Origin of the sequence: Burkholderia sp. AU45251 (genome assembly GCF_030482905.1) — a bacterium.
Classification (GTDB): Bacteria; Pseudomonadota; Gammaproteobacteria; order Burkholderiales; family Burkholderiaceae; genus Burkholderia; species Burkholderia aenigmatica.
In genome coordinates this window covers 1-20,622 of record NZ_JAUJQH010000027.1, presented here as the reverse complement: position 1 = coordinate 20,622, position 20,622 = coordinate 1, and the positions used below count along the sequence as shown (strand labels likewise).

17 protein-coding genes and 2 pseudogenes are annotated in these 20,622 nt (G+C 65.5%); 9 read left to right on the top strand and 10 right to left on the bottom strand.

The features are described 5' to 3' along the window. Window positions 1–4 precede the first annotated feature (4 nt). Window positions 5–904 carry a hypothetical protein gene (locus tag QZM67_RS33315; protein WP_043180554.1) on the bottom strand — a complete coding sequence of 300 codons (900 nt, stop codon included), beginning with the start codon at window positions 902–904 and terminating at the stop codon, window positions 5–7. A 78-nt stretch (window positions 905–982) separates the two neighbouring features. Between QZM67_RS33315 and QZM67_RS33310 the strand changes: the two genes are divergently transcribed. Continuing rightward, complete coding sequence (locus tag QZM67_RS33310; RefSeq protein WP_043180557.1) at window positions 983–1,321, top strand: helix-turn-helix transcriptional regulator; 339 nt, start codon at window positions 983–985, stop codon at window positions 1,319–1,321. Between the two features lie 239 nt (window positions 1,322–1,560). On the opposite strand, the gene QZM67_RS33305 is transcribed toward QZM67_RS33310, so the two are convergent. Together QZM67_RS33305 and QZM67_RS33300 are read right to left on the bottom strand one after the other, a co-directional pair. Continuing rightward, window positions 1,561–2,370 carry a hypothetical protein gene (locus tag QZM67_RS33305; RefSeq protein WP_301809914.1) on the bottom strand — a complete coding sequence of 270 codons (810 nt, stop codon included), beginning with the start codon at window positions 2,368–2,370 and terminating at the stop codon, window positions 1,561–1,563. 126 nt (window positions 2,371–2,496) lie between these two features. Beyond that, window positions 2,497–3,186: an alpha/beta fold hydrolase gene (locus QZM67_RS33300; protein ID WP_301809913.1), complete on the bottom strand. Its 690-nt coding sequence runs from the start codon at window positions 3,184–3,186 to the stop codon at window positions 2,497–2,499. A gap of 289 nt (window positions 3,187–3,475) precedes the next feature. Between QZM67_RS33300 and QZM67_RS33295 the strand changes: the two genes are divergently transcribed. Together QZM67_RS33295 and QZM67_RS33290 are read left to right on the top strand one after the other, a co-directional pair. Further along, entirely contained in the window at window positions 3,476–4,690 is a 1,215-nt protein-coding gene (locus QZM67_RS33295; protein WP_301809911.1) for an MFS transporter, read from the top strand. An 83-nt stretch (window positions 4,691–4,773) separates the two neighbouring features. Next, window positions 4,774–4,857: pseudogene (locus QZM67_RS33290) on the top strand (XRE family transcriptional regulator); the annotation flags it as partial. Window positions 4,858–5,220: 363 nt separating this feature from the next. Here QZM67_RS33290 and pqqE read toward each other — a convergent pair. The 6 genes from pqqE to QZM67_RS33260 form a co-directional block, all read right to left on the bottom strand. Further along, window positions 5,221–6,357, bottom strand: a complete 1,137-nt coding sequence (gene pqqE, locus QZM67_RS33285) for a pyrroloquinoline quinone biosynthesis protein PqqE (protein ID WP_175021168.1) — start codon at window positions 6,355–6,357, stop codon at window positions 5,221–5,223. Between the two features lies 1 nt (window position 6,358). Beyond that, the gene (gene pqqD, locus QZM67_RS33280) at window positions 6,359–6,640 is read right to left on the bottom strand and encodes a pyrroloquinoline quinone biosynthesis peptide chaperone PqqD (protein ID WP_039369440.1); all 282 of its coding nucleotides are present in this window, start codon (window positions 6,638–6,640) and stop codon (window positions 6,359–6,361) included. After that, a complete protein-coding gene (gene pqqC, locus QZM67_RS33275; RefSeq protein ID WP_301809909.1) occupies window positions 6,637–7,356 on the bottom strand; it encodes a pyrroloquinoline-quinone synthase PqqC in 720 nt (239 codons plus the stop codon). Before pqqC ends, pqqD begins: the two co-directional genes overlap by 4 nt. A gap of 2 nt (window positions 7,357–7,358) precedes the next feature. Beyond that, the gene (gene pqqB / locus QZM67_RS33270; protein ID WP_175021166.1) at window positions 7,359–8,282 is read right to left on the bottom strand and encodes a pyrroloquinoline quinone biosynthesis protein PqqB; all 924 of its coding nucleotides are present in this window, start codon (window positions 8,280–8,282) and stop codon (window positions 7,359–7,361) included. Window positions 8,283–8,342: 60 nt separating this feature from the next. Beyond that, window positions 8,343–8,417, bottom strand: coding sequence for a pyrroloquinoline quinone precursor peptide PqqA (pqqA, locus tag QZM67_RS33265; protein WP_175021319.1), 75 nt, complete (start codon window positions 8,415–8,417; stop codon window positions 8,343–8,345). A gap of 321 nt (window positions 8,418–8,738) precedes the next feature. Then, a complete protein-coding gene (locus QZM67_RS33260) occupies window positions 8,739–10,766 on the bottom strand; it encodes a sigma-54-dependent Fis family transcriptional regulator (protein ID WP_301809905.1) in 2,028 nt (675 codons plus the stop codon). Window positions 10,767–11,080: 314 nt separating this feature from the next. Between QZM67_RS33260 and QZM67_RS33255 the strand changes: the two genes are divergently transcribed. After that, entirely contained in the window at window positions 11,081–12,097 is a 1,017-nt protein-coding gene (locus tag QZM67_RS33255) for an alpha/beta fold hydrolase (RefSeq protein ID WP_301809903.1), read from the top strand. Window positions 12,098–12,166: 69 nt separating this feature from the next. Here QZM67_RS33255 and QZM67_RS33250 read toward each other — a convergent pair whose 3' ends face one another. Further along, the gene (locus QZM67_RS33250) at window positions 12,167–14,512 is read right to left on the bottom strand and encodes a TonB-dependent receptor (RefSeq protein ID WP_301809899.1); all 2,346 of its coding nucleotides are present in this window, start codon (window positions 14,510–14,512) and stop codon (window positions 12,167–12,169) included. Window positions 14,513–14,926: 414 nt separating this feature from the next. On the opposite strand from QZM67_RS33250, the gene QZM67_RS33245 reads away from it, so the two are divergent. The 5 genes and pseudogenes from QZM67_RS33245 to QZM67_RS33225 form a co-directional block, all read left to right on the top strand. Next, the gene (locus QZM67_RS33245) at window positions 14,927–16,648 is read left to right on the top strand and encodes a methanol/ethanol family PQQ-dependent dehydrogenase (RefSeq protein ID WP_175021162.1); all 1,722 of its coding nucleotides are present in this window, start codon (window positions 14,927–14,929) and stop codon (window positions 16,646–16,648) included. An 80-nt stretch (window positions 16,649–16,728) separates the two neighbouring features. Further along, a complete protein-coding gene (locus QZM67_RS33240; protein ID WP_301809894.1) occupies window positions 16,729–17,937 on the top strand; it encodes a c-type cytochrome in 1,209 nt (402 codons plus the stop codon). A 98-nt stretch (window positions 17,938–18,035) separates the two neighbouring features. After that, window positions 18,036–18,350, top strand: coding sequence for a high-potential iron-sulfur protein (locus QZM67_RS33235; RefSeq protein ID WP_301809892.1), 315 nt, complete (start codon window positions 18,036–18,038; stop codon window positions 18,348–18,350). Continuing rightward, complete coding sequence (locus tag QZM67_RS33230) at window positions 18,334–20,241, top strand: sigma-70 family RNA polymerase sigma factor (RefSeq protein WP_301809890.1); 1,908 nt, start codon at window positions 18,334–18,336, stop codon at window positions 20,239–20,241. The genes QZM67_RS33235 and QZM67_RS33230 overlap by 17 nt, the downstream gene beginning before the upstream one ends. 247 nt (window positions 20,242–20,488) lie before the next feature. Further along, window positions 20,489–20,622, top strand: a pseudogene (locus QZM67_RS33225) (AMP-dependent synthetase); the annotation flags it as partial.

The following is a 20,622-nucleotide window of genomic DNA, read 5'->3' as shown; positions in this document are numbered from 1 at the left end:
TGCGTCACGCGCGCCCGATACGCGGATGCGACAGACCCGCGAACGCGGCCGCTTCGCCGGGCGACAGGTCGAACAGGTCGCCGGTGAGATCGCGCGGATGCTCGGCCGCAGGCCGATTGCGCAAGCGCGCCACGTGCGTGGGCGCAACGTACGCAGCCGCCGTTTCGATCGGCGGCACGTCGAACAGATCACGCGTGACGCCGCGCTCGGCGTCCGTCGGCGAACGGCCGCGCAAGCGCGCAACGAGCTCGACGAAGCGATCGAAATCGCCCGCGCGCGTGGCCTTGTTCACTTCCGCGAGATCGCGCGCCTTCAGCACGCACGGCTGTGCGAGCCGGACGAAATACGGTGCTTCGAGCTCGACCGACAGCGCGAGCGGATAGCTCTTGCCCGTCTGCTCCTTCGCGCGCCCGACGCAATCGACCACGGCCGCACCCTGTGCGGCGCCGAGCGGCTGGCCGGTGCTCACACTGCGCAGGTGATCGGGAAACACGCGCAATTGCGTGCCGACCGTCAGCGCGGTGGATGACGCGCACACGAGCGCGTAGTGCTGTTCGCGACGCCGACCCGACGGCAAGGTCGCGCGACTGGCGATGAACGTGTGCGGCGGCAACGGCCGCACCTGCCCGCTCGCGTCGACCCATGCATTCCACAGCAGCATGTCTTTCCGCTCGCCTGCGCGCGGGCGCGACGCGACCGGCGAAAACAGCGCGAGCAGCGAGCCCGTGCGATGCGCGGCGACTTGCGCGCTGCTGCCGAGCGGCTGGTTGATACCCCACAGAAAACGCCCGCCCCCGAGCCGGCGCTCCCATTCCTTGCGGAGCACGACGGTCGGCAGTTCCTCGCCGGACTCGGTACCGATCTTGGTCCAGCAGAACGTGGGTGGGAGGTGTTTCAGTGTCATCAACTTTCTCGGGATACAGCCTCGCTGGTGACAGCAAGCCCATTCAACAGCCGTAACTGTATAGGTATAATGCATCGCATGGAAGCCCCGGACCAAGATTTTCCCGTTCAAGACCTGTTGCGCCGCCTGATGGCAGATACACGCTCGTCCAGCGAAATAGCGCGACTCTCCGGGGTCAGCCAGCCGACCGTATCGCGCCTGAGGCTGTCGAACGGGCACCGGCTGCGCCGCAGCGCGCCATTCAATAAGCTATGCAGTTTCTATGGTGTCGATACCGGGCCGTCGCGCCGCCAGTACAACGACCTGCTGCGCGAAGCGATCGTCGACGCGTGGGATGGGTCGGACGAGCACGGGCGCGCGCTGCTGGTCGTGATCCAGGGGTTGAAGGGGCTGCAGGCGAAGGCGGATGATGGGTAATCGTGCGGGTGGGGCGTGACGTGCCCGCGGCTACGGCCAACAACGGAAGAGAAGAAGAGAACGCGCGTCGGAGATTGCAATGGATGTTGCTTGACGCCCCGCAAGAGACGCGCAGCATTCTTGAAAGCCGCCATTCGGCCGAACCCTGCGTTGGCTTCGATGCGCGGCATCAGCAATAGAGGCAGGCTGAATCGGTGCTGCCATCTCGACCTGCAAACCAGGCAAGTTGCGCCCGCTTGTCAATCGAGATACTTGCCGAAATACTGCTTCACGGCAGCTTCGTTGTATTTGTCCTCGCCGCGCCAGTGCTCCACGAAATGCCAATCGTGCCTTCCTCGCGAGGGCCTGTCGTAAGACGACGGTCTCAGAATATCAACGCAAGCCAGAATTTCCATCAACACGTCGCGCTCGTGTTTCGACGATTTGATGACCGGCGCCAGGTTGTCCCTCAGCGCACTCGGGTAGTCATCTGACTGACTATGAGCGATCACTGACAGCATCGACTTGAGAATGTCGATGTCGGCTTGCGTGGGCTCCGAAATTTCTTCGCGCAGGAATTGCTGCAAATCGAACAAGGTATACATCCGGTCGCCGAGACGCACACCTCCCCATTTGATGCGCTCGAAATTCAGTACGCTCAAATCCACATCCTCATACTCCAGGGATCCATCGCAGACGCCGCAGCGATAAGAGGTGTGTGTGATGACACCGTTCGTGTACCCGTGTCCGCTCACCTTCGGCACGTATCCATGCGGCGGCGACAATCGTTGTGCACACACGAAAGAAGCCAGCGCCGAACGCCACTCCAGCCGCCGCGTCGAGAGGCTGCTTAAAAATGCCCTGGCTACGGCATCCTGCGCAACCTTGGGCAGAATGTCCTTGATTGCCGTAATGCTCTGGTCGTGCGTCAGCGTGACGGGCGAAAACATCACGCCGTGTTCCTTTGCATAGGCAAAATCGGCTTCGCTGATGTTCCTGTTCTTTCTGTCTACCCATCCATTGCTGCTCCAATAGGTGCTGACCAGGATGTTTCTTGCCTTCTTATCCATTAGATGCCTCATAAGTGGACTGCATCGATCAGCAACGGCTGACTAGATCGTTCTCGTCGTGATGACTGCAACTGGCCGAATGCAGCCCCGCGCAATCTGCGCATGTAACCCGTTCCCGCGCACGACTCACCCAAGCACCGATTCTCTCAACCACTCACGCGCGATCGCCGTGCATAGCGACGGCCGCTCCAGGGTCGGGAAATGGCCGCATCCGTCGATCGCTTCGAATCGGGCATGCGGCATCAGGCCGGCGATGCGCCGACCGACGTCGACGGGGACGAAGCGATCCGCAGCCCCCCAGACGAGCAACGCAGGAACCTGGCTCGACGCCAGCGTCGACCAATGATCCGAGCGCGTCAGCGTGGCATCGGATTGTCGCGCAAACAGCTCCGCCCCGGCATCGTGGGCCATCTGCACGAACGCAGCCCGTGACCCGCCGTCGTGCGCCGGAATCGCCTGCTCGGCGAACTCCGCAATCACCCGCTCGTGCTCTCCGGCGCGAATTCGCCGGCTGGTGGCACGAACGGCGTCCGGATCCGGATGAGCGCCCGGCTGACAATTCATCAGCCAGAGTCCGCGAACGCGATCAGGCGCTCTCGCGAGCACTTCCATCGCGAGACACCCGCCATATGCCGTGCCGGCAAGAATGAACGCACCGCTTGTCGATGCCAGGAGCTGCTCCGCACTCTCCGCAAAGGTTGCATGCGCGAGTATCTTCACGGTCGGCGAAGCAAGATCCTTCAGCGCTTCGATCTGGTCGGCATACATGCGGCCGTCGCACGGCATCGCGGGTAGGAATATCAGCGGCAGCAACATCAGAGTGATTCAGACAGGTAGTTGATCACGCTTCGAAACCATCCAACGTAATCTCGATCGACTTCGAGTTTCTGAGCCCAAGCTCATCGGCAACGGCGGGAACTGTGCAGAAGAAAATCGGCTTCACTGTACATTTCATCCCGCTTCTACCTAAAACACAATGCCCGTCAAGCTCAGGATCAGAAAATCCGGACGGGCCTTCTGCATGCCAACCGTGGGTATAAGACGATCAAAGAAATCCGGCCCGCTCAACGCATCACGGCGGCGATAAAAACTGGATGCCAACTCGATGAAACCATCCGCTGCCCCGCTTCCGTCTTCGCTCGCCGCTGCCACGTTCGTTCCATTCCTCATCGCGAGCGTCGCGCTTGCCGCCGCCTACGGCGCCAGCTTTCTCCTCTCCGAGCATTTGCGTCAGAGCGGCCTGGATTCGTCGATGGCCGGCGCCGTGATTTCGACCGGCATCCTGACCATGATCGTCAGCTCCCTTGTCGCCGGATGGGTAGCACAACGAATCGGCTTGATGTCGACCATCGTGGCCGCCGCTGCCGTCATGGCCCTTTCCATGCTCGCGTTCAGCCTGGCAGCGCACGATTTGAGGATCGCATTCATCGGCGGCCTGCTTCTGGGAATGGGATGGTCGGCTTTCTACATACTCGCGCCGCTTCAAATCATTCATCACCTCAGGCCCTCCGCGCGGATCAAATACCTGACCTTGCTGTCCGGCGGTCAAATGGTCGGGCTGGGTCTCGCATCACCGATCGGCCATTTCGTCGCCAGCCGCTCCGGTTCGTACGCCATCGTCTACGCAGGCCTGGCATGTCTCTGCGTGATTGCCGCCATCGCATTTTCGATTGTCCGAAAACGGACGGAACGCCTACCCCACCCGCCCGCAGATGCAACCGGCCTGACCGCCGCGCGGGTTGCCGAGATACTGCGCCATGCCACCCGGCTGCCGATCATCATGATCGGACTCGCCGCGTGTGTCTTTTCCGCGCTATCGAATTTTCAGGCGATCTATGCGGAGTCGCGACATCTGTCGCCCGATCTCTTTTTCGTGACATTCACGTTGACGACCGTCTTCTGTCGATTCACGCTGGCGCAGACGATCAGCCGATTGCCGGTCCGAAAGCTCGCCTTCACGCTGTTCGCCATGACGCTCGTGGCGCTGGTCATTTTTGTGTCCAATCCGGGCAGCGAAATCCTGTACGTGATCGGCTCGTTCATCTTCGCGATCGGCTACGGACTCAGCTACTCCACCTTGAACGGCATGGCGGTCAATCTCGCCAGCGAAAAGGGCTTGTCCGCATCGGCAAGCTCGCAAGTCTTCACGATCGCCTACTTCATGGGCCTGTTCGGGTTTCCGTACGTAGCGGGCGTATTGGTGACCCACGGCGGGGTGAACTGGATGATCGTCGCAACGATCGCCGTCGTCGTCATCAACTTGCTGATGCTCACTCACACGAGTCTTCGCCGCGAAAACGCGCAGATCGCGACACGCTGACCGCGAACGCGCGCTACGGATACAGATACAGCGCCTATTGCTCCAACCCGACTGCCAGCGGCCGCTGATCGCTACGCCCGCGATATGAGTCGGACGAGCACCGGCGTGCGCTGCTGGTTGTCATCCAGGGCTTGAAGGGGCTGCAGGCGAAGGCGGAGGATGGGTAACGTCGCGGCCGGGCGGCGCCGTCAGGTCGCGTCGTGCGGCCGCAGCAGCGGAGCGCCGCGCGCGATCGGCCGAGTGCGGGATCGGTAACGAAACCGACCTTCGCAAGGCCGCCTGCCCGCGCCGCCGACAGCAACTTCGCGACGCTGTCGTAACAGGACGATCGCGGACGTAAATGCATGTCTCGCCCGTCCCTCGCGCATCGAAGGCAGCCGTGCTCAACACGCCCTCCATCCGGTGTTCCATCACCTCGCCCGGACGCAACACGCCGCCGCCATGAAGAGGACAGCGTATCGACTGCCACGATCTTCATCGCTTTGCCCTGCCCCGCGCCTTCTCGTCGTCGTCTTCACCGTACTCCGTCATCAGTCGCTCGCTGTCCCACATCGCGCAAGCGAATTCTCCCGGCTGCGAAAAACCATCGGCTGTTCGTCGCGCGGCTCGCGACGTCGCGCGAATTGCACGGTCTGCTCGACCTGGCCGTGGTGCGGGGACTTCTCGCACACCGGATCGGCCTCCTTCGGATCGCCGGCCAGCAGATAGGCCTGGCACCGGCAACCGCCGTGATCCGCATGCCGTTCGTCGCATGTGCGGCACGGCTCGCGCATCCAGTCGTCGCCGCGAAACGCGTTGAATGCATCGCTGTCGTACCAGATTTCCCGCAGCGACCGGTCGCGCACGTTCGGCAGTGCGAGTCCGGGCAGCGACCGCGCGGCATGACACGGCAGCGCGGTGCCGTCCGGCGCAACGCCCAGGAACACCGAGCCCCAGCCATTCATGCATGCCTTCGGGCGCCGCTCGAAATAGTCGGGCACGACGAACAGGATCTTGCAGCGCTCGCCCACCAGCTTTCGATAGCGATTGACCGTTTCCTCGGCCTCGCGCACCTGCTCGACGGTCGGCATCAACTGGTCTCGGTTCAGCATCGCCCAGCCGTAGTACTGCGTGTTCGCGAGCTCCAGGTAATCGGCGCCCAGGTCAAGCGCCATCTCGATGATCTGTCCCACGTGCGGCAGGTTGTAGCGATGCAGCACGCAGTTGAGCACCATCGGGTAGCCGTGCGCCTTGATCAGCCGCGCAACGCTGCGCTTCAGCTCGAACGTGCGGGTACTGCTCAGGAAATCGTTCAGCTCGCGCGTCGAATCCTGCAGCGACAGCTGGATGTGATCGAGCCCGGCCGCCTTGAGCCGCTCGATGCGCGCAATGTTCAGCCCGATGCCCGACGTGATCAGGTTCGTATAGAAGCCCAGCCCGCGCGCATGCGCGACGAGCGTCTCGAGGTCGCCACGTTGCAGCGGTTCGCCGCCCGAGAAGCCGATCTGCGCGGCGCCGAGCGCGCGCGCATCGTTGATGACCGCGCGCCACGCATCGGTATCGAGTTCCGCGCCGTGCGCCGCGAAGTCGACGGGGTTGTAGCAGAACGCGCAGTGCAGCGGGCAACGGTACGTGAGTTCCGCGAGCAGCCACAGCGGCGCGGACGGACGGGAAGTGTCGGGAACCATATCAGTCGAGCCAGCCGCGCAGTCGCGCATGATCGAGGAACCGGTAGACGTCGGTCGCGAGGTCCGATTGGCGGAACAGGCGCTCGAGTTCGCCAATGATGTCGTCCAGTTCGCGCGTGCCGTCGCAGCGCGCGAGAATCTCGCCCGCACTCGGGTTGAGCTTGACCATTCCCTCCGGATAGAGGAGCACGTACGCATCCTGGGCCGCCTCCCATTGCAGGCGGTACATGCCACTGAGACAGGGGCGCAGCGGTACGCCGCTAGCGGCTTCGATCGCGTTCATAGGGGGTAGGCCTTTTCGACGGCGTCGAGCATCGACCACAGAATGTCGAGCTTGAATTGCAGAATGCCGAGCGCGCGCTGCTGCGCTTCCGGTGTCGTGAAATGCTGCAGCGTCACGGCCAGACCATGCTCGACGTCGCGCTGCGCGAGCGGGACGCGGCTGCGGAAGTAATGCAGCCCGGCCGGCTCTATCCACGGGTAATGCGACGGCCAGCCCGCGAGGCGGTCGAGATGGATTTGCGGCGCGAACATCTCGGTCAGCGACGAGCACACGGCTTCCTGCCATGGCGCGCGCCGTGCGAAGTTCACGTAGGCGTCCACCGCGAAACGCACGCCGGGCAACACGTGTTCGAGCGACCACAGTTCGGCGCGCGCGAGACCGCATGCCTCGCCGAGCCGTACCCATGCCTCGATGCCGCCTTCGTTGTCGCCCTGCCCGTCGTGATCGACCAGCCGCTGAATCCAGCGGCGACGCGTGTCACGGTCGGGGCAGTTCGACAGGATCGCCGCATCCTTGAGCGGAATGTTGATCTGGTAGTAGAAGCGGTTTGCCACCCAGCCGCGGATCTGCGCGGGCGAACAGGCGCCACTGTTGAGCCGTCGGTTGAACGGATGATGGATGTGATAGCGCGATTCGAGCGCACGCAGGCGCGCCTCGAATTCGGTCGCGATCCAGGGCGTTGCGTGCAACGCCGTAGCGGGAATCGGTGCGTTCATCGTCAGACCTGGAATTGCATTCCGTCGTGTGCGACGTCAATGCCGTGCGCGCGCAGGAGCGCGTGCTCGACGGAATGCGGATCGAGAATCGGGTTCGTGTTGTTGATGTGCGTGAGCACCTTGCGCGTACGTGCGGGCAGCGTGTCGAGCCAATCGATCATGCCGGGCCGCCCGTGTTCCGCACACTGCGCGAGATGCCCCATGTCGGCCGCGTGCTTGCCCGACAGGCCGAGATCGATCATTTCGGTCCCGGTCCAGAACGTGCCGTCCACCAGCACGAGATCGGCGCCGTCCATGGCCGCACGTACGTCGTCGTTGACTGCCGCGAGCCCTGGTGCATAGAACGCGCGGCGGCCGCTCGCGACATCTTCGATCGACAGCGCGACGTTGTCCCCGGGCGCGGCCGACGCGCGCCGCGGCGAATAAGGCGGCGCCTTGCTGTCGACGGGAATCGCGGTGAAACGGATCCCGCGCGCCGCCGGCACCTCGAACGGCTCGCCGAGCGTGATCGTGTGAGCGGCGACGCCGCAGTAATGACCCAGCAGCGGCACGAGCGGCAAGCCGGTCGACAAGTCGTCGAGCACGGGTGCGCTCGCGTAAAGCGGCAGCGGCGTCGATCGCTCGCGCAGCATCAGCAGGCCCGTCACGTGATCGATCTGCGCGTCGCACAGCACGACGGCAGCGATGCCGCTGTCGCGGATCGCGCGCGCCGGTTGCAGGTCCGGATCCGCGCGCAACTGGGAAAGAATGTCGGGTGACGCATTGACGAGGATCCAGTCGATGCCGTCGTCGCTGACCGCGATCGACGACTGCGTGCGCGGCAGCACGTGGCCGCTTCCGCTGCGCGCACGGCGACAGTTCGCGCAATTGCAGTTCCATTGCGGCAGGCCGCCGCCGGCTCCCGAGCCGAGTATCTTGATCTTCATGGGCGTCAGCTCCCGAGGCCGCCCGCGCCGACACGGCGAAACGGGCGGCACGCGCGGCGATCAGCGGTTGGCGATGTACATCGTGATTTCGAAGCCGAAGCGCAGGTCGGTGTAAGTCGGTGTCGTCCACTGCATGATGTGTCTCCTGATTGAGTTGATGAGTTGCCTGGTGAGTCGAACAACCGCGGAAATCGGGCGGTCGGTTCCTCTTCAGCAAGGAGCGTGCCGAAACCGTACGTTGGCCGCCCGGCGGCGGCAACGGGCCGTCATTCGGGCATCGGGATGACATCCTTACGAATAGCCGACACGATTCATACGGATAGGGGCGGCCGCCCCGGCTGCGGGATGCGCGGGGGGAGCAACAGGTGTTGAATCGTTGAACACCGGTGTTGCAACTTGACACACCGGCTGTGACAGGGCGCGCTGTGCGCAGGCCGCGATCCCGCGTCCTGCGCGTCAGCTTTCGTCCGACGGGCGGCGTTCCACGTCGGCTGCCGGCATCTTCCGGTAGATCGTGTTGCGCGAGACGCCGAGCGCGCGCGCCGCAGCGGACACGTTTCCGCCATGACGGGCGAGCGCGGCGGCGATCGCAGACGCGGCAACGTCCTGCAGGCGCGCGTCGGCCGGCGGGAACGCGTCCGCGACGTACGATCCGGCAGACGGATCGTGCTCAGCCTGCGCAACCTGGGCGGCCTGCGCGTCGCCGCGGCGCAGGTCGTCGAAGAAGTCGTCCGGCAGGTGCTCGCGCCGGATTTCACCATCGTCGTCGACCATTGCCGCCGCCGTGCGCAACAAGTTGCCGAGCTGGCGAAAGTTGCCGGGCCACATGCAGCGCACGAACAGCGCCATCACGTCGGGCGCGACGGACAGCGGCGGCCGGTCCGGCCCCGCGAACGCCTCCCGGTGCAGCATCTTTTGTACGACCACCGCGATATCCGTGCGGTCGCGCAACGGCGGCAGGCGCACCACGAGGCCATTCAGCCGGTAGTAGAGATCCTCGCGAAAGCGGTTCTGCGCAATCATGTCGCGCAAATCGCGATGCGTCGCGCAGATGATCGCGATGTCCACGGCGATCGTCTTCGTCGAACCGAGCGGGTTGACGAGGCGCTCCTGCAGCACGCGCAACAGCCGCACCTGGAGCGGATACGGCATGTCGCCGATCTCGTCGAGGAACAACGTGCCGCCGTTCGCCTGCAGCAGCTTGCCGATCGCCCCCTTGCGACGTGCGCCGGTGAATGCGCCTTCCTCGTAGCCGAACAGCTCGGACTCGATCAGCGCCTCCGGGATCGACGCGCAGTTGACCGCGACAAACGGCGCGTCTCGCCGCGGCGAGTCGTTGTGGATCGCCTGTGCGAGCAGTTCCTTGCCAGTGCCCGTCTCGCCGGTGATCAGGATCGGAATGTCCTTGCCGATCACCTTGCGCACCTTCGCGATCACGCATGCGACCTGCGAATCGCCGGTGTCGAGATAGTTGAGCCGCGACAGGCCGGCCGACGTGCCCGCCGCCGGCGCAGGCACCGCATTCGCGCGCGCGGTTGACCCAAGCGCATCGTGGACGTCCGTTGGCCGACTGCCTTCGGCGAGCGTCGCTCGCCGGAAGTGCACGCGCGCGCAAACCACCGCGCCGTTGCCGAGATTCAGCGTCAGGTGCCGGTCGGTGCTCGCCCGCATGCGGTCGATCAGCTGCGCGCTCGTAATGTCGAACAGTGACGACAGCGTGTGTGCACGCAGCGCGGCGAGCGGCATCCCGAGCTGGAACTGCGCGCTGCGATTGGCCGACAGGAAGCGACCGTCGGCGGTAAACGCGACGATCCCCTCCATCAGCGTGCCGAGGAACTCCGGGCGACCATGGAACGATACCTGCAGCGTCTCCTGAAAGGTCGTCGTAAACAGATGATTCTCGATCATCTGCACCGACATCTTCGCGAGCGCCATCGTGTGCTGGTGATAGCTGCGGTGATCGCCGGTCACGTCGAGCACGCCGATCGCGTCGCCGTACGGATCGAGGATCGGCACGCTCGAACAGGTCAGGAAACGGTTCGCGGCCAGAAAGTGCTGGTCGCCATGGACGACCATCGGGCACAATTCGGCAAGTGCCGTACCGATCGCATTGGTGCCCTGCCGGTTCTCGGCCCAGTTTGCGCCCGGGCGCAGCGCCACCTTCTCCGCGCGGCGCAGAAAATCATCGTCGCCGATCGAATGCAGGATCAGCCCTTCCGCGTCGGTCAACACGATCATGCTCTGCGTGTTGACGATCTGCTCGTGCAGCGTTTCCATCACCGGCATCGCATGCACGCACAGTACCCGGCTCTGCTCGCGCTTGAGCACCAGCGCCGAGCTCGGCAGCACGTCGTAGTCGGGCTGTGCCGATACCTGCAGGCCAAAGGTCTCCGACCGCTCGTGGGCCTTCTGGATCGACGGCGCAGGCCAGCCGGCGGGATGCGCGGCCCGAGATCCGGCCGCCTGCTCCATGTCATCGCGCATTGTCTCCTCCGGGGGATCCTTCCGGTCATTTGCCGGACTCTTTGCCGTCATTGCAAGCAAGCATCGGGCCACGCCGGCGCCACGCCCGAGTTGAAAGCAATGCGTAATGCACGCCACGGGCGCGACCGTGTGTGTCGGGTCACGCGACAGGCCGGCTTCGTGATACCGCGATTTCCGGACGCGTGAATACCCGTGCGAATCCCGATCATCGCGGCTGGCCCGTTTCTGGCTTTGTCGCAGATCATCCCCTGCGACCGCCCGGGCACCCGCACGGCCGCGTGACGGTCGCCCCGATTCCAGCGAGCCAAATCGACATGACACACCGCCCGATTCGATCCACGCCGCCGCCCGCGACGCGGATCTTGCCCGACCCGCCGGCGTCGCCGGCCGCGCCCGCTGCCCACCGCCTGCGGCGCGATGGGCAATCGATCGCGTTCGCCGTGGCCGGCGCCGCGCACGGCCACCCGGTCGTCGTGCTGCACGGCGGGCCCGGCAGCGGCAGCCAGGCCGGCATCCTGCGACTGTTCGACCTGACGCGCGTGCGCGTCGTGCTGATCGATCAGCGCGGCGCGGGGGCATCTGCACCGCGCGGCGGTACGCGTCACAACAGCACCGCGCGGCTGATCGGCGATCTGGAGGCAGTGCGCCGTCAACTCGGCATTGCGCGCTGGGGCGTCGTCGGTGGATCGTGGGGCGCCGCGCTCGCGCTCGCCTATGCGGGCACGCATCCCGAGCGGGTGACCGGCGTCGTACTGCGCGGCCTGTTCCTGACGTCGCCGCGCGAAGTCCGCCGGCTGTTCATCACGTCGCGCACGCGCGCGCCGCGCGAATGGCGGCGCCTGCATGCAGCAGCCGGCGGCGGCCAGCCGGAGCGACTGCTGTCGTGCTGCGCGCGGCGGCTGCGCCGCGGCGCGAGCGCAGCCCGGCAGCGCGCAGTGGCGCTCGCGTGGCACGCGTACGAAGACGCCGTCCTCGCATCGGTGCAGACGCGCCGCTCGCCCGCGCGGGCGATCCGCTCGGAGAAAACGGTCGGCAGACTGATCGACAAATACCGGATCCAGGCGCATTACCTGCAGCACGGTTGCTGGCTCGGCGAGCGCAGCGTATTAGCGCTCGCGCGCCGGGCGGCACAGGCCGGTGTGCCGCTGTTCGCCGTGCACGGGATACACGATCCCGTTTGCCCGGCCGGCAACGCCGCCCGCCTCGCGCGTGCGGTGCCCGAGGTGAAGATCGAACGCGTGCATGCCGGACATCTGGCAGGCGACCCGGCGTTGGCACGCAGCGTCGCACGCGCCGCGGCTGCGATGTTCGCTACTGTCCCGTGTACGTGACGCTCATGCCGGGCGCAATCCGGCGCCTGCTCACGTCATGACGCGACAACAGGCGCGACCGCATCACACTCAATCCCATGCATAGCGCACACCGGCCCACGCACCGCGCGGCGCACCCGGCCCGACGAACTGTTCGTTCACCGGACTGGTGCCGTCGAACGTGTGGTTCGGTCCGTTGAAGAAGTTCTGGCCGAGCGCGCCGAAGCTCGCGTAGCGTTTATCGAACAGGTTCGTCACGCTCGCGAACACCTCGAACCGTTTCGTGATCCGGTAGCGCATGTCGAGATCGACGAGCACGTAGCCCGCGATCCTGCCGTTCACGTCCTGGTTGTTCTCGTCGCCGCGCGCGTACACGCCGCTGCGCCACGTGACGTTCGCGCCGATATCCCATGCGTGCGTCGCCGCGTAGTCGAGCCTCAGCTTCACCGTGTGCGCGGGAATGCCGGGAATGCGGTCGCCCGGCTTGACCTTCACGTTGCCGTCCGCGTCGGCCGCCGAATTCGCCGGGCTGTGTTCGGTCCACGACGAACGGTAGGTCGCATCGACATAGCTGTACGACAAGCCGACAGCGAGCGGGCCAAGCCGCGTGCGACCCGCAAGTTCGAGACCCTGCCGCCGCGTATCGCCGACATTGCGGAAATAGCCCTGCGCGCTTGCCGGACTGCTGATGAACTGGATGTCGTCGGTCAGTGTCGTGCGGTAGGCCGCGGCGCTCCAGGTCGTCGCCGCGCCGATGCGGCCGCGCAAGCCGGCTTCGAACGTCTTCGAGATCACCGGCCTGAGTGCCGGATCAGCGATGAAGTCGTTCGGCAGCGAACACGGGGCGGATGGGTCCGCGCAGGCGAGCTCGATCGCGGTCGGAGAGCGCATCCCTTCGTTGTACGCCGCATACGCGGTGAAGCCCGCGACCGGGTTCCAGTTGAGCCCGACCGCAGGGTTGAAGCGCGAGAACGTATGGCTGCCGTCGAGCAGCGGCTGCACGCCGCTCTCGTCGCCGATCTGCGCTTTCGACCAGTCATAGCGGCCCGACAGCGTCAGCGTCCAGTGCGGCGTCAGCGACAACGCGTCGCTCAGGTATACGCCGAGGTTCGCGTTGCGCGTCTTCGCGCGGGTCTGCTGGACGAAATCGCCGACGCCGACCGCCGCGCGGGTGTCGGTGAAGTACGCGTCCTGCGACGACGCGACGTAGCTCGAGTTCGCGATATCGACCGCGCCGCCCGCGATCAGACGGTTGGCCATCCCGCCGAGCTTGCCGAGCAGCGTGAGCTGCACGCTGCCGCCATAGCTGTCGGTGACGATCGTCGATTGCGCATTGCTGCCTTGTACCGTGTCGACTACACCATCCTCGCCGGCGGATCCATAGTCCGTATTGTTGTTGCTGCTCGTATTGGCGTTTCTCAGGTGCCGGTAGTACGCGTTGCCGCTCAGCTCGACGTTTTCACCGAAAAACCGGTCGCCCGACAGCGTCAGGTACCCGGCGCTGTTGCGGTTCAGATCCGGATACGTGTATGCCTGCTTCGGATTACCGAGGAATGAGCGCGGAATCGTCTGGGTGCCGTATAGCGTGTTGTCCGCGCCGCCGCCGGCGATCGACAGCGTCGTGTCCGCATCGACGTAGCGCAGCTTGCCGAACGCCTGCCGCACGCGGCTCGCGTTATGGTCCGCCCAGCCGCCGTCGTTTGCGACGTTAGCGGTTGCATAGTAGTCGAGGTTCGAGCCGATCGTCCCGCCCTGCTCGATGCCGACGGTCTTGCGCCCCCACGAGCCGCCCGACACCTCCGCTTCTCCGCCCGGGCTCGACCTGCCGTTCTTCGTCGTGATCGCGAGTGCGCCGCCGAGCGTATTGCGTCCGTAGACAGGATTGGATCCGGGAATCAGTTGCACCCGATCGATCGCCTGCTCGGGCAGGATGTCCCAGTTCACGACGTCGCCGAACGGCTCGTTCACGCGCACGCCGTCGACGAACACCGACATCCCCTGCGGCGTGCCCAGCAGCGGCGACGCCGTGAAACCACGATAGTTGACGTCCGTCTGGTACGGGTTGCCCTGCGCCTCCGAGATCGTCACGCTCTGCAGGTTCGCGGCAAAGTAGTCGGTCAGCGTCGCACGATGCTGTCGGTCGAGTTCCGCGCCACGCACCGTCTGCACGTTCCCCGGCACCTCCGACAGCGGCGCGCCGATTCCGAGCAGCGGCGTCGTACCGACGACGACGATGGCAGGCAACATGACGGCCGACGTTTGCGGCACGATGACCGCGGCCGGTGGCACGGCGCCGTCCGCCTGCTGCTGCGCATGCGCGCCACTGGGCGGCAAGCCGACCAGCGCGAGCGTGCCGAGGGCCGTGCCGACGCGTCGTACACGCCGGCCGCCTCGCATCGCACAGCGCCACCCGGATGCATATGGCCTCCTGATCATTTCCTTTGTCTCCGCGCTTGTATTCCGCCGGCTCATGCAATGCACCGCACGGCGATGTGGTGTCGCGAAGCGCACGTGCGAGAACTGTGCCAGCGCTGCCTGCGCCGCGCCCCGATTCCCGGCGGCGCGGAAGCGCGCGACGGCCCGCCTGTCCCGCGTACTGCACCACCTGTCATGTTTGGCAACACTTCATGTGCGGCGGTGTACCTGAATGCAACACCTTCGTGGATGCCATGGCGCGACGCGTCCGACAGCGCATCACGCGCAGTACGCCGGTGTGCCGCGCCGCGCCAGCTTCGCGCCGCGATGGCATGCGACTTGCGTAACCGGCAGTGCACTCGGCCCGGAATCCCAACCGTGCCGGCGCGACGAACCGTTCGCGGCGGTGCGATCACAATGACTCAGGAGACAACCATGAAGAAACTCTCGGCTTCAGCGAGCCGGCTGGCGACGATCGGAATCGCGGTGGCGGCCGCCGTCGCGCTGAACCCCGGCCTCGTGGAAGCGGCCGCGGACTACCCGGCCGTGACCTACCAGCGGCTGACCGATGCGCACACCGATCCGGGCTGGCTGACCTACTACCGCACCTACGACGGCCGCTCGCATTCGCCGCTCAAGCAGATCGACACGTCGAACGCGAAGGATCTCAAGCAGGTGTGGGCCTACAAGTTCCCCGCCGACCTGAAGCAGGGCTTCGAGGCCACGCCGATCGTCAACGGCGACTATCTGTTCGTGACGACGCCGAAGGACAACGTCTACGCATTCGATGCCAAGACGGGCAAGCAGCTGTGGAAATACGAGCCGAAGCTCGGCGCCGCGTCGTTCAAGACCGCGTGCTGCGACGTCGTGAATCGCGGCGTCGCGCTGTACGGCAAGAACGTCTACGTCGCGATGCTGAGTGGCGAAGTCGCCGCGCTCGACGCGCAGACCGGCAATCTCGTGTGGAAGAAGCAGATGTTCGAGCCGGGCCTCGGCTACGCGTTCTCGCTTGCACCGCTCGCGATCGATGGTGCGATCGTCGTCGGCACGTCCGGCGGCGAATACGGTATTCGCGGCTACATCGCCGCGCTGAATCCGGAGAACGGCTCCGAAGTCTGGAAACGCTACACGATCCCAGCTTCCGGAGAAAAGGGCGCGGAAACCTGGCCCGACGGCATGCAGAGCCATGGCGGTGGCGCGGCCTGGCTCACCGGCACGTACGACGCCGCGTCCCGCACGCTTTACTGGGGTGTCGGCAACCCGGGCCCGTGGCTCGCGGCGCTGCGCCCCGGCGACAACCTGTATTCCGACTCGCTGCTCGCGCTCGATGCGAAGAACGGCAATCTGAAGTGGCACTACCAGTACACGAACAACGATACGTGGGACTACGACGGCGTGAACGCGGCTGTCCTCGCGGACATCAAGTACAAAGGCAAAGACTACGACGCGATCATCCACGCGGATCGAAACGGCTTCTTCCACGCGATCGACCGCACGACCGGCAAATTGATTTATGCGACGCCGTTCGTGAAAGCGCTGTCAGTCACCGGTTACACGGCCGACGGCAAGCCGATCCAGGACGAATCGAAGTTCCCGAAGGCCGGCACGACGATTGAAACGTGCCCGAGCTTCCTCGGCGGCAAGAACTGGTGGTCGATCTCGTACGACCAGGAACGCAACATCGCGGTCGTGCCAGCGCTGCATGCGTGCATGAGCCTTACCGGCAAGTCGGTCAGCTACATGGAAGGCCTGCCGTATCTCGGCGAAGGTTTCGAGATCAAGCCCGAACCGGGCAGCGAGGGCTACGGCGAACTGACGGCAATCGACGTCAACACCGGCAAGAAGCTGTGGAGCCACTGGTCGAAGAAGCCCTGGAACGGCGGCGTCGCGACCACCGCGAGCGGTCTCGCGTTCAGCGGCTCGCTCGACGGCCACCTGTATGCGTTCGACACGGCAACCGGCAAGGTGCTCTGGGAGAGCCCGCAACTCGCGAGCGGCATCATTTCCCAGCCGTCGGTGTATGAGGTCGACGGCAAGGAATATGTCGCCGTGCTCGCCGGCTATGGCGGCGCGAACCCGATCTGGGGTGGCCCGATGGCCGACATCGCCAAGGACGTTCCGCGCGGCGGCACGCTCTACGTGTTCGCGCTCGACTGAACAGGCATCAGGCCCGAGTCGCGCCCGCATGCGCCCGATGTGGGCGCGACGCCCTACCCGCTTCAACCGGACACACGACCATGAATACTCGCCTCACTTCCGTTACCGTTGCCAGTCTGCTCGCCGTGGGCGTGGCGCTGACACCGGCAGCCGCGTCGGCCGGCGTGCGCATTTGCACGCTGCCCGGCAGCCCGACCACGGCGCTCGACCGATCCGTTGCGCGCGAAGTCTTCCGCACCGCAGGCATCGCCGCAACGTTCAACAGGCGTGGCGTCGACGACGATGGCGGCGACGACGGCATCTCCGCCAGCGAGCTGAAGAAATCGCTCGAACGCGACTGTGATGTGATCGCGGGTTTTCCGCGCTCGGAAATCGCCGATGCGTCGGGATCCAGAATGACGTTCTCGCAGGGCTATCTGCGCTCCGGATACGTCAGCGTGTCGTTGCGCGACACGCAGGCCTCGTCAGGTGCAAAGGAAACGATCGCGGCCACGTACGGCAGCCCGTCGCAGCTGATCGCCGCACAGCAGCCGAACGCCCGCTTCGACCTCGAAAATACGAGCGAGAAAACGATCGGCGCGGTCGCCGCGGGCCGTGCCCAGCGCGCAATCGTCTGGTATCCGAGCGTCGTCGCATACGAGCATGCGCACCCGCACCAACGGTTCCAGGTTGCGGCGACTTCGTCGCCGTACTCCAATTGGCAACTGTCGTTCGCATTCGGCCCGGGCAAGGACGCATTGCAAAAGCGCGTCGACGCAACGTTGTCTCGAATGAACGGCGATGGCCGCCTCGCTTCGCTCACGCGCGCGTGGGCGCTTCCGGACACCGTCACGCAGGCCACCGCTGCGCGTGCAACCGGCCGGTTTCTCGACGGCGCGGTCGCATCCGCACAACAGCGCCCGGCAAAGAGCGGCTTCGTCAAGGTTTCAGCCAGCGAAGGTGACGAGATACCGTCGTTCGACGAGGCACAGGTACAGCATGGCAAGAAGCTCTATGCCGACGCCTGCGCGAAATGTCACGGCGACCAGCTCGAAGGCAATACCGCCCCCGCCTTGAGCGGAGAAGCCTTCGCCCCGGAGGGCAAGTCGCACATCACGGTCGGCGGCATCTTCCAGTACCTGTCGAACAACATGCCGGCCGATCGCCCCGGCAAGATGACGGCACAGGAATACGAGGATGTGATGGCATTCCTGCTTTACTCGAATGGCTACGATGCGTCCAAGCACAAGCTGACCGCCGATATCGCCACTGCGTCGAAGGCGCCGCTCATCGCCGGACCGCGCAAGTAACTTTCCCGCCCGCTTTCGTTTCGACCGCCCCCCGCACCGGGAAGCATGCCCGGCGCGCGGGCCGGACTTCATCTTTTCATTTCACGCCGGATAACGCCATGACCTCCCCCAATCGCAGAACCTTCCTCGTCCACGCGGCCAGCCTGTGCGCCACACTCGCGGCCGGCACCCGCGCATTCGCGGCCGCACCGCCCGTCGACGAAAACGACGCGGCCGCGAAGACGCTCGGCTACCGCGCAAAGGCCACAACCGTCGACGCGGGCAAGTTCCCGAAGTACCAGGCTGGCCAGACCTGTTCGAACTGCCGGTTCTACAAGGCCGCCGCAGGCGAATCCTCCGGCACGTGTCCGATGTTCGCGGGCAAGGTGGTTGCCGCCGAAGGCTGGTGCAACGTCTATGCAAAGCTTGCTTGATCCCGGCCCCGCGCGCGGACGCGACAGCGCACCGCGCCGCGGCACGGACACCGAACGCGCGGCGCATCTGCATGCGCTGATCGCGCTGAGCATCGATCGCGGATACGTGACGCACGGCGAAATCGCCGACGCGTTGCCCGACGATGCCGCCGAAGACGCGGATGTGAATGCGGCCGCGTCGATGCTCCGCGAGCTCGGTATCGAGGTACGCGAGCATGCCGGCTCGCGTACTGCGTGGACACTCGACCGTCATTTTGAGCAGGCGCCGGACGTCACGTTACCGCTCGCCGACACATCGACGCCGCTCGCGGCCGACGATCTGCTCCTGGGCCGAACCAACGATCCGGTCCGGCTCTATCTGCGGGACATGAGCGCGACGCCGCTCCTCGAACGCGACGACGAGATCGCGCTCGCGCTCCATCTGGAGCGCGGGCGGGCGGCGTGCATCGACGCGTTGAGCCGGGATCCGACTGCGCTCGCCGGCATCGCGGCGATGGCGGACGACGTCCGCTCCGGCAAGGTCGCGGCATCGGTCTACGTGACGGGGTTCGCCGACGATGCGGAATCGCTCGCCCAAGCGCCGGCGATGCTGCCCCACGATTCGCCCGGGAACGACGCGGCGCCCGATCCGACCATGGCGTCGCCGGCGCCGGAAGGCAGCACGGGCCTCGCCCCGGACAGCCCGGCGTGGCGCGATGCGGTCGCCGGATCGCTCGCGCGCGCCGGTGCGCTCGCACCGGCGATGCGACTCGCATTGAACGTCGACGGGTTCGCCTCGGCCGGTTATCGCGCGCTGATTCGCGAGGCTGCCGCGTTGACCGGCAGAATCCGCTTTACCTCCCGCGCAATCGAGCGTATCGGTCATGCGATCGGCGAACGCGCCACCCAGGCACGCCAGATCGAAAAACGGCTCGTCGATACCCTGGTCGAGTCGGGCATGCGTACCGGATCCACGTGCCGCGACCGCTTCGCACCGTGCGACGACGCGCGCGCATGGCTGCAGGAATGCATCGCCGCGCATCCGGCATGCGCCGCCGCCCTCGCCCGCCACGCGCCGGCACTGATCGACGCCCGTCTCGCACTCGCCCGTCTCGCCGGCCAGTCGCCCCTGCCGCTCGACATCGCGGTCGCGCTCGATGCACGGCTGTCGCGGATCGACCGCGCGATGCAACCCGCGAGAACGAAGCTGTTCCGGAGCAATCTTCGGCTCGTCGTATCGGTCGCCAAACGGTATCCCGATCGCGGCCTGCCATTCCTCGATCTGATCCAGGAGGGCAATATCGGCTTGTTGAAGGCCGTCGATCGCTACGATCACCGGCGCGGCTTCAAGTTCTCGACCTATGCGACCTGGTGGGTCCGACAGGCCATCACGCATGCGCTCGCCGATCAGGGCCGCACGATACGCGTGCCCGCGCATACGGTCGACTCGCTCAACAAGCTCTCGCGGCTCGCGCGAACGCACCGGCAACGAACCGGCGATGTCGCCGACGCGCCCGCACTCTCCACACAGATGCAGCTGCCCGTCGACAAGATACGCGAACTGATGAGCATCGTGCGCGAGCCCGTCTCCGCGGACTCACCCATTTCGCCCGATCACGACCTCACGTTATGCGACGTCACGATCGACCCCGATGCGCCAACCCCGGAAGAATCCGCGAGCGCCGGCCAGCTTCGTACCGCGGTGGCGACGCTGATCGACAGCCTGCCCGCACGCGAAGCGTGGATTCTTCGTCTGAGGTACGGCATCGATGTCGAAAGCGAATATTCGCTGCGTGAGATCGGCCGGCAACTGAACCTGTCGGCCGAACGCGTTCGTCAGATAGAGGTGTCGGCGCTCGAACGAATCCGGCAATTCAGGCACGCACCGGCACTGCGATCGCTGCTCGCCTGACGCGACCGCCTCAGCCGCCTTTCGAGCCGAACGCCATCTGCTCAGGACTGCAACACACCGTGCTGCATTTCTGAACGCCCCGCCGCCTCGCGCTACCGTTCGGGACGTCGCCCGTTCGAACGGATCGATCGGCACGCGCCCGGCTGCCGAGGCTGTCGCCACATGCGTGCATCGAACATCAATACTGGCATGCATGTTGCATTTTCCCGAACGCCGTCAGGCACCACACGAACGCAAGGAGACACGTTTGTCCACGATTGAATCGGTTCTTCACGAAACCCGCCAGTTTGCGCCGCCCGCGGCGCTCGAGCAGGCGGCGACCATTTCCGGCATGCCGGCCTACCGTGCGCTCGCCGCCGAAGCCGAGAACGATTACGAAGG